The following is a 4,282-nucleotide window of genomic DNA, read 5'->3' as shown; positions in this document are numbered from 1 at the left end:
GCCGACGCCCCGCCGCCGGCCGCGGCGGCCGCGCGCCCGGAGCGCCCGGACCGGCCGCGCAGCGCCTCGCCGGTGATGAACGCCACCACCGTGGCGACGATCAGCAGTGGCATCGCGTCGGCCGCCTCGCCGCCGAGGAGGGCGGCGGCGAGGACGGCGCTGGTGACCGGCAGCCGGGTGACGGCGGCGCCGGAGGCCGCCAGGCCCACGGCCAGGGCGGGCGCGGTGCCGAAGCCGGGCAGCGGCGCGCAGGCCACGCCGAGGGCGGCGCCGAGCAGGATCGCCGGGAAGATCGGCCCGCCGCGCAGGCTGCCGAGCGCGATCGACCAGCCGAGGCCCTTGCAGAGCACCAGGGCGAACAGTGCGCCGATCGGCCAGGCGGCCGGGTCGGCGGCGAGGGCGCCCAGCGTGGCCTGCCCGGAGAGCGCGGCCTCCTCCGGGGAGCGCCCGGTGAGCAGCGCGTACGCGGCCAGGCAGCCGCCGACCGCGACGGCGCACAGCACCGTACGGGCGGCGGTCCGCCGGGCGGTGTCCGCCGCGGTGAAGGCCTTGATCCGCCGGCCCAGTGTCTGCCCGGCCACGCAGACCACGGCGATCGCGGCGGCCAGCGGAACACCCCAGAGGAAGTCCCCCGGGTCGGGGACGCCGCTCCTGGGCAGGCTCGGCAGCGACAGCGCCCCGATCGACAGCCCGGTCCAGTGGCCGAAGCCGGTGAACACCAGTGCGCCGACCCCGCCGGCCAGCAGGCTGGGCAGGACCAGCGCGACGAGCTGGGGGCCGCCCAGCCCGGCCGCCTCGATCAGCGTCACCGCGGCCACCAGCGGGCTGCCGAAGATCGTGGAGATCGCCGCCGCCGAGCCCGCCGTCCCCAGCACCGCGACCAGTTGCGGCTGCCCGGCCCTCTTGGCGGAGCGGACGGCGAGCAGCGCGAGGCCCCCGCCGAGCGCCATCAGCGGCGCCTCCGGGCCGAGCACCGCGCCGAGCGGCAGGCAGGCGAGCGCGCCCAGCACCACCCCGGGGACGGCGGCGGGCGGGGTGGGTGGACCGCCGAGCCCGTCCACCGGGACGTGGCCGCCGCGCCCGGGCAGCCGGGTGACCACCGGGGCGAGCAGCAGGCCGGCCAGCAGCAGCGCGGGCAGCGGCCACCACCAGGGGGCGCGGCCGTAGCCGGCGGTGTGCGGCAGGCTCTCCCAGATCCAGTGCTGGAGTTCGTGTTCCAGGCCGACGAAGCCGAAGGCGGCCAGCGAGACCGGGACGCCGACCAGCGCCGAGACCAGCAGCAGCCCGAAGTAGCCCTTGTGCAGCAGCACCTCGCGCAGGGTCGGACCGCTGCTCTGCTGCTCGGGCGTCCCCGGCATGACGGCTCCTTCGCGCTCCCGGGCCGCCCGATGCCCGGTGGCCCCGTCCTGCGACCGAGTCTGGCCCGGGGCCGGGTGCCGCGCACGGCGCGCGGCCCGCCGACCGGGCCCTGTCCGGCCGCCGGCGTGCGCGGTTGCGCCGTACGGGTGAGGCCCCCTGGGGGCCCGTCAGACCCGTCAGGCCTGCCGGGTGTCGCCGCCCAGGGCGCTCTCGATGCCCTGGACCATCCGCCAGAGCGGCGCCCGGCGGCTGGCGACCAGGACGACGACCTCGTCGGACTCCCCCTCGGCGTCGGCCTCGGCCGGGCGGTCGCTCCAGGTGCCGGTGACGAAGGCCATCGCCGCGTCCACCTCGGTCACCCAGTCGCTCTCCCCGCCCGAGCGCAGCCAGGTGCGCAGCGCGTGGTTGTGCGCGGCGACGACCGCCGCGGCGATCACGTCCGCGCGCAGCGGGCCGTCCGGGCGGTCGGCGAAGCGGCCGCGCAGGTAGGCGGCGAGGGTGTGCTCGTAGCGCCAGACCACCGACAGCTCGTACGCCCGCAGGCCGGGCACTTTGCGGGTCAGCCGGTAGCGCTGGACGGAGAAGGAGGGCTGCTCGGCGTACATCCGCAGGACCAGGCGGGCGGCGTCGCAGGCGTGCTTGACCGGGTCCTCCTCGCCGCTGCCGGACTCCAGGAACTCCGTCATCTCGGCGAGGCTGCGCTCGTGGTCGGGGAAGACCACGTCCTCCTTCGCCGGGAAGTAGCGGAAGAAGGAGCGCCGGCCGACGCCGGCCAGCGAGACGATGTCGTCGACGGTGGTCTGCTCGAAGCCGCGCTCCAGGAAGAGCTCGAAGGCCGCGGCGACCAGCGCCTCGCGCATCGCCGGCTTCGCGGGCCCGTCATTCATCGGCAGGTCCTGCTCTTCCTTCTCGCTCATTCTCGGGAACCTAGCACCGGCGCGACGCGCCGGCCCCGACGGCCGGGCGGTTGACCCGTCCGGCCGTCGGGGCACGTCTGGGCGCGGTTACGGCAGGTTGCGGGCCATCACGATGCGCTGGACCTGGTTGGTGCCCTCGTAGATCTGCGTGATCTTCGCGTCCCGCATCATCCGCTCCACCGGGTAGTCCCGCGTGTAGCCGTACCCGCCCAGCAGCTGCACGGCGTCCGTGGTGATCTCCATCGCCGCGTCCGACGCGTAGCACTTCGCCGCCGCACCGAAGAACGTCAGGTCCGCGTCCCCGCGCTGCGACTTCGCCGCCGCCGCGTACGTCAGCTGCCGCGCCGCCTCCAGCTTCATCGCCATGTCCGCCAGCATGAACTGCACGCCCTGGAACTCCGCGATCGCCTTCCCGAACTGCTTGCGCTCCTGGACGTAGCCCTTCGCGTAGTCCAGCGCGCCCTGGGCGATGCCCACCGCCTGCGCCGCGATGGTCACCCGGGTGTGGTCCAGGGTCTTCATCGCCGTCGCGAAGCCCGTGCCCTCGGCGCCGATCATCCGGTCCGCCGGGATCCGCACGTTGTCGAAGTAGACCTCACGCGTCGGCGACCCCTTGATCCCCAGCTTCTTCTCCGGAGCACCGAACGACACGCCCTCGTCGCCCTTCTCCACGACGAACGCGGAGATCCCCTTCGAGCGCTTCTCCGGGTCCGTCACCGCCATCACCGTGTAGAACTCCGACACGCCCGCGTTGGTGATCCAGCGCTTCACGCCGTTCAGCACCCAGAAGTCACCGTCCCGCACCGCCCGGGTCTTCATGCCCGCCGCGTCCGAACCCGCCTCGGGCTCCGACAGGCAGTACGAGAACATCCCCTCGCCCCGGGCCAGCGCGCCCAGGTACTTCGCCTTCAGCTCCTCCGAGCCCGACAGCTGCACGGGCAGCGAGCCCAGCTTGTTCACCGCCGGGATCAGCGACGACGACGCGCACACCCGCGCGACCTCCTCGATCACGATCACCGTCGCCAGCGCGTCCGCCCCCGCACCGCCGAACTCCTCCGGCACGTGCACCGCGTGCAGGTCGTTGCCCTGCAGCGCGTCCAGCGCCTCCTGCGGGAACCGCCCCTGCTCGTCCACCTCCGCCGCGAACGGGGCGATCTTCGCCTCGGCCAGCGAACGCACCGCCTCACGAAGCATCTCGTGCTCCTCGGAGACACGGAAGAGATCGAAGTCCTGGCTCATGATCGCCACTCCTGTTTCACGACGGTACTCAGTACCCTTCATTATGCATGTGTGCGGCAAAAAGGGAACTCAGTGCCTTCCCTTGGCGGCACTGAGTTCCCTATCCTTTTCCTGCCGAACTTCTGCCGAACGTCTGCCGAACGAAGCCGGTCCGAGCGCAGGGAGATGACAGCGTGGTCCACTCAGCCATCGATGCCGACACCCGCAGCACGACGCTGTACTTCCAGCGCTGCATGTGGTGCAACAACCCGACCTTCCAGCGGCTGCTCTGCCCCACCTGCGGCTCCACCGACCTCCGGCTGGAGCCCAGCGAGGGCACCGGGGTCGTCCGGCGCTGCGCGGTCGAGCAGGCCCGGACCCCGCTGGTCCGTCAGAAGTCGCTGATCCGCATGGCGGAGGGCTTCGACGTCTGGTGCATCGTCGACGGGCTGCGCAGCACCGTCCCGGTCGGCACCCGGGTGCGGCTGCTCTCCGCTCCGGACTCCGACCAGCCGGAGCTGCGGCTGCTGCCGATGGACGAGCCGGCGCCGGTCCCGGACACCGAGCCCCGCCCGCTGCCGCCCACCCAGGGGGGATTCAGCCGGCACCTCGCCGCCTTCGCCGAGTAGGGCTTCGCGGAGTAGGGCTTCGCCGAGTAGGGCGCAGCGGCGCGGAGCCGGTTCGGCACCACGGACACACGACGGAGGGCGTGGCACCCGGTAACCCGGGCCACCCCCACCCCAACCACCCGGGGCTGGATAATATAAAAAACATACGCAGCCCACGAA

Annotated in this window: 4 protein-coding genes; 1 reads left to right on the top strand and 3 read right to left on the bottom strand. The window is 73.4% G+C overall.

Translation table 11 applies throughout. The features are described from left to right. The 3 genes from ACFQ6N_RS40045 to ACFQ6N_RS40035 all read right to left on the bottom strand — a co-directional run. On the bottom strand, nucleotides 1-1,358 hold a 1,358-nt coding region (locus tag ACFQ6N_RS40045; RefSeq protein ID WP_380659091.1), incomplete at its 3' end, for a chloride channel protein. A 177-nt stretch (nucleotides 1,359-1,535) separates the two neighbouring features. Continuing rightward, the gene (locus ACFQ6N_RS40040) at nucleotides 1,536-2,276 is read right to left on the bottom strand and encodes a TetR family transcriptional regulator (protein ID WP_380659090.1); all 741 of its coding nucleotides are present in this window, start codon (nucleotides 2,274-2,276) and stop codon (nucleotides 1,536-1,538) included. An 87-nt stretch (nucleotides 2,277-2,363) separates the two neighbouring features. After that, nucleotides 2,364-3,515, bottom strand: a complete 1,152-nt coding sequence (locus tag ACFQ6N_RS40035; protein WP_380659089.1) for an acyl-CoA dehydrogenase family protein — start codon at nucleotides 3,513-3,515, stop codon at nucleotides 2,364-2,366. A 173-nt stretch (nucleotides 3,516-3,688) separates the two neighbouring features. Between ACFQ6N_RS40035 and ACFQ6N_RS40030 the strand changes: the two genes are divergently transcribed. Next, nucleotides 3,689-4,123 (top strand): hypothetical protein, encoded by a 435-nt coding sequence (locus ACFQ6N_RS40030; RefSeq protein WP_380659088.1) that lies wholly within the window; start codon nucleotides 3,689-3,691, stop codon nucleotides 4,121-4,123. Nucleotides 4,124-4,282 lie beyond the last annotated feature (159 nt).

It is taken from the genome of Kitasatospora sp. NPDC056446, from assembly GCF_042796115.1.
Taxonomy (GTDB): domain Bacteria; phylum Actinomycetota; class Actinomycetes; order Streptomycetales; family Streptomycetaceae; genus Kitasatospora.
The sequence above is the reverse complement of the archived record's forward strand: the minus strand, read 5'-3'. Positions and strand labels throughout refer to the sequence as shown.